General features: G+C 78.1%; 5 protein-coding genes. 3 read left to right on the top strand and 2 right to left on the bottom strand.

Features of this window, described 5'->3' with window-relative positions; genetic code table 11:
* Window positions 1-12 precede the first annotated feature (12 nt).
* Together CNO22_RS29880 and CNO22_RS25960 are read right to left on the bottom strand one after the other, a co-directional pair.
* Window positions 13-1881 (bottom strand): glycosyltransferase family 39 protein, encoded by a 1869-nt coding sequence (locus CNO22_RS29880; protein ID WP_100502133.1) that lies wholly within the window; start codon window positions 1879-1881, stop codon window positions 13-15.
* A 22-nt stretch (window positions 1882-1903) separates the two neighbouring features.
* Window positions 1904-2620, bottom strand: coding sequence for a CPBP family intramembrane glutamic endopeptidase (locus CNO22_RS25960; RefSeq protein WP_100502132.1), 717 nt, complete (start codon window positions 2618-2620; stop codon window positions 1904-1906).
* A 2-nt stretch (window positions 2621-2622) separates the two neighbouring features.
* Between CNO22_RS25960 and CNO22_RS25955 the strand changes: the two genes are divergently transcribed.
* The 3 genes from CNO22_RS25955 to CNO22_RS25945 form a co-directional block, all read left to right on the top strand.
* Window positions 2623-3009: a hypothetical protein gene (locus tag CNO22_RS25955; RefSeq protein WP_100502131.1), complete on the top strand. Its 387-nt coding sequence runs from the start codon at window positions 2623-2625 to the stop codon at window positions 3007-3009.
* The gene (locus tag CNO22_RS25950; RefSeq protein WP_100502130.1) at window positions 3006-3191 is read left to right on the top strand and encodes a DUF6186 family protein; all 186 of its coding nucleotides are present in this window, start codon (window positions 3006-3008) and stop codon (window positions 3189-3191) included. Before CNO22_RS25955 ends, CNO22_RS25950 begins: the two co-directional genes overlap by 4 nt.
* A 104-nt stretch (window positions 3192-3295) precedes the next feature.
* Window positions 3296-4086, top strand: a 791-nt coding sequence (locus tag CNO22_RS25945; RefSeq protein ID WP_232807367.1) for a hypothetical protein, incomplete at its 3' end; no start/stop codon positions are given.

Genomic DNA, 4086 nt, shown 5'->3' with positions numbered 1-4086 from the left:
CGCCCACCCCGGCTAGCCCCGACCGACCTCCTCGACCGGGCTGCCGGTCGCGTCGGGCACCCAGCCGCCGCCGTCGGTGCGCGCCCAGGCCTGGCCCGGCCGCAGCAGCTCCAGCCGCGCCCCGTCGTCCACGGTGCGGTGGGCCATCCGCCGCTCCCAGCGGTCGCCGGGGCCGTCGTCCCCCGGCGAGCGGACCGCCAGGCCGACGGCGAGCACGCCGGCGTCGTCGAGCACCACCGCACCCGGGTCGGCCGCCGCGCCGGGCGCCGCGACGGTCCAGCTCACCTCGCCGGACGGGTCCAGGGACTGCTCGTAGGTGCGGTCCCCCGCCCGCAGGTACGCGACGGCGGAGGAGGCGTCGGGCGGCACGGCCAGCCGCAGCCGGAGGGTCAGCTGCGCACCGGCGTCCACCCGCAGCGGCTCCACGACCGGCGGGCCCTCGTCGTCCTCCGACAGCCGGTACGGGGCGCGCTCCGCAAAGCGCGCGACCAGCGCGAGGTCGGCCGCGCCGCGCTGCGCGGCGTAGAGCACCGGCTGCTGCAGCGACGGGGCGTTCTCCAGGAACGGCGTGTCGCTCACGAAGCCCAGGTCGCCCCGCAGCGGCAGGAACAGCAGCGCGTCGTCGAGGCCGGCGTCCTCCACCACCTGCTGCACCGCCCGGTACTCCGCGGTCACCGCCCGGTGCCCGGCGACCGGGCCGGGCACGGCGAGCGCGGTGAGCCCGACCATCGCCACCACCAGGATGGCGGCCAGCGGCCGCCCCCGCCGCGCCACCCGCAGCAGGCCGGCGGCGCCGAACACGACCAGCGGGACGACGACCGGCAGGGTGTAGAAGGGGCCGAACAGCTCCAGCCCCTCCCACTGCTCGGCGATCGCCCAGGGCCCCCAGAACGGCAGGTAGCCCAGCGGCACGACCACGGCGAGGGCGGCGACCGGCCAGCGCGCCGCGCCCCGGCTACGCACCAGACCGAGGACGGCGAGCGCCACGAGCACGACCCCGCCGGCCACCCAACCCGGCGTCGCGGCCAGGTTGGCCAGCATCCCGGTCACACCGTCCGCGGCCGTGAAGTCCGCCGTGCGCTGGGGGAAGACGCCGCGGTCGCCGAAGCCGAAGGTGTCCTGCGGACCGGTGACGGTGAACGGCAGCGAGAACGGCCCGCCGACCACCACGGCGTTGTAGACCAGCGTCAGCGCCAGCACCGGCACCGCCCCGGCGGCGACGCGCAGGACCAGGCCGGGGCGGGAGAGGCCACCGCGCTCCCGCGCCAGCAGGACGGCCAGCCCGAACGGCGCGACGGTGAGCAGCGCGTCGAAGGGCCGGGCGAAGGCGGCGACCCCGGCCACCGCACCGGCTGCGACCAGCCGCGGCGTCGAGCCCAGCCGTGCCCCCGACAGCAGCAGGACGGCGGCGCCGAGGCCCAGCGCCAGCGCGGGCAGGTACGGCAGGAAGGTGCCGCTCTGCACCGCGACCACGGGCGAGAGCGCGAACAGCGCGCCGGCGGTGAGGGCGACGGTGCGGTCGCGCAGCACCTCGGCGGCCAACAGCGCGACGAGCACCGCGGCGGCCGCGGCGCTGAGCGCCAGGGCCGCCCGCGGCGAGCCGGTGAGCAGGTCGCCGGCCGCGATCACGGCCGGCCAGGGCGGCGTGTACTTCAGCACGACCCGGTCGCCGACCACCGCCGAGGCCCACGGCCGGAACGGGTCGTGGTCGGCGGGCAGAGTGGCCGCGCCGGTCTCGAGCAGCCCGGCCATGGCGACGTAGACGGAGTCGTCGCGGTTGAGCGAGTAGAGCGGGAAGAGCGCCAGGTTGGTCAGCACGGCGAGGGCGCCGGCGACCACCGCGAGGACGGCGAGCGCCGCCCGCCACCTCGCCGTCGTCATCCCGCACGAGTCTAGGGAGCCGCTATGCGAGCCGGTGCGCGGCGGCCCCGGCCAGCACGCCGAGCGAGTTCGTGGCCAGGTGCAGCAGGGCGGGGGCGAGCAGGCTGCCGCTGCGGATCCGCAACTCCGCGAAGAGGACGCCGGCGGCCGCGGTGCCCAGGCACGCCAGCAGCACGGCGCCGGTGCGCGCCAGCGGACCGCCCGCCAGGTCGTTGGCCACCAGTGCCCCGAGCGTGGGCCGGACGTGCCAGAGGCCGAACAGGGCGGCGGAGATCCCGGTCGCGCCGCGCCGAGACAGCAGCCGGCCCAGCGCCGTCAGCAGCACCCCGCGGAAGGCGACCTCCTCCCACAGCACGGTGCCGAGCGGGATCCGGACCAGCACCTGGCCGGCGAGCTCCCCGCCGTCCAGCCCCGCCACCCGGGCGTCGGCCAGCAGCGGCCGGACGGCGGGCAGCGCCAGCGCGCCCGCGTACCCGGCCGCGACGACCGCCGCACAGCCCCCGCCCCACCGCGCGCCCGCCACGAGGCGACGGCGGTCGAACCCGAGCTCGGCCCACGACAGCCCGGCGGCGCGGGCGGCGGCGAGCAGCACGGCCGTCGCCGCGACGTTGGCCACGACGTAGGAGCCGGGACGGCCCGGCAGCCGGTGCACCACCAGGTTGTTCCAGGTCGCGAGCACCGGGAGGAGCGCCGCGGTGAGGACGACGACCCTCCCGCGGCCCGCTGCGCCAGCATGCACGGGTGGGGTGTTCCCGCTTGCTGCGCCGGCTCACCTGTGCGACCGCGGCCGCCGCCTGCGCGGCCACGGTCGCCGTCGCGGGCGAGCTGTCGGCCGGTGCGCTGCTCGCCGTGACCGCCGCGGGTCTCGTCGTCGCCGGGGTGGGGCTGGCCCGGCGCGCCGGTGCGGCGGCGCCGCCGGTCGGCCGCCGCGGAGCGCCGTGGCTGGTGTGGCTGGTGGCGGCCGCGGCCTGGGAGCTGGCCACCCTGGCCGACGACGACCGGCCCACGCTGAGCGACCTGGCCGACCCCGTGCTGGCCCACCCGGCCGCGCGGGCCGCCGCGACGCTGGGCTGGCTGGCGGCCGGCGCCTGGCTGGTCGCCCGTCCCGGTCGCCGGCGGCCGGGGTGACCGGGGCCGTCGGGTTCGCGGCCCTGCTGCTCGCGGCCCTCGTCCTGGAGGCGGCCGCCCGCCGCGGCGCCGGCCCGGCGACGGCCGCCGAGACGGTCGGCGCGGTCATGCGCACCGCCCCCGGGCGGACGGCGGTGCTGCTCGCCTGGCTGTGGCTCGGCGTGCACTTCCTGGCCCGCTGACGGCGGGTCGCGGCAGGACGGCCCCGCGGCCGACCCGCTTGTCGACGGGCGCCGGACGGCACCACCATCGGCGGCGACCGGGTTGCGGCGCGCGGAGGTGACGGGTGGACGTCGCTCCGGAACTGCTGCCCGACCTGGCCGGCCGCCGGGCCGTCGTCGGCTGGATGGTGCTGGCGTTCCTGCTGACGTTCCTGGTCACCCGGCTGGTCACCCGGGCCATCCGCACCGGCCGCGGGCCGTTCCGCGACGCCAGCGTCGGCGGGGTGCACGTGCACCACGAGGTCTACGGCATCTTCCTGCTGCTGGGCACCGGCACCCTCGAGTTCACCTACCGGCCCGGCCCGCCGTGGGTGCAGCTGCTGGCGGTGCTCTTCGGGGCCGGCGCCGCCCTCACCCTCGACGAGTTCGCGCTCTGGCTGCACCTCGAGGACGTCTACTGGAGCCGCCAGGGCCGCAGCTCGATCGACGCCGTCCTGGTCGCCCTGGTCGTCGGCGGGCTGCTGCTCGTCGGCGCCAACCCGTTCGACGCCGACGACGCCGGTGGTGAAATACTGTTGTGGATAACGGTAGCGGCCAACCTGCTCTTCGCCGTGGCTGCGATCCTCAAGGGCCGGGTGGTGCTGGGCGTCGTCGGCGTCTTCGTCCCGCTGGTCGCGCTGGTCGGCGCCGTGCGGCTGGCCCGGCCCGGCTCGTTCTGGGCGCACCGCTGGTACCTGCCGGGCTCCCGCCGGCGGGCCCGCGCCGAGGTCCGCTTCCCCGCCGGTCGCCACACCCGCTGGGACGCGCTCGTCGACCTGTTCACCGAGGGGCTGCGCAACGGCGCCGCCCCGCTCGCCGAGGACCGCGCGCTGCTGTTCCGGCCGTGGGGCTTCCCGCTGTCGTCGGTGCACCAGCA

This window comes from Geodermatophilus chilensis (assembly GCF_002802985.1).
GTDB lineage: Bacteria > Actinomycetota > Actinomycetes > Mycobacteriales > Geodermatophilaceae > Geodermatophilus > Geodermatophilus chilensis.
The sequence above is the reverse complement of the archived record's forward strand: the minus strand, read 5'-3'. Positions and strand labels throughout refer to the sequence as shown.

Coding starts and splice junctions, on each gene's coding strand:
- CNO22_RS29880 (WP_100502133.1), bottom strand. CDS start 1,881: ATGACGACGGCGAGGTGGCGGGCGGCGCTCGCCGTCCTCGCGGTGGTC.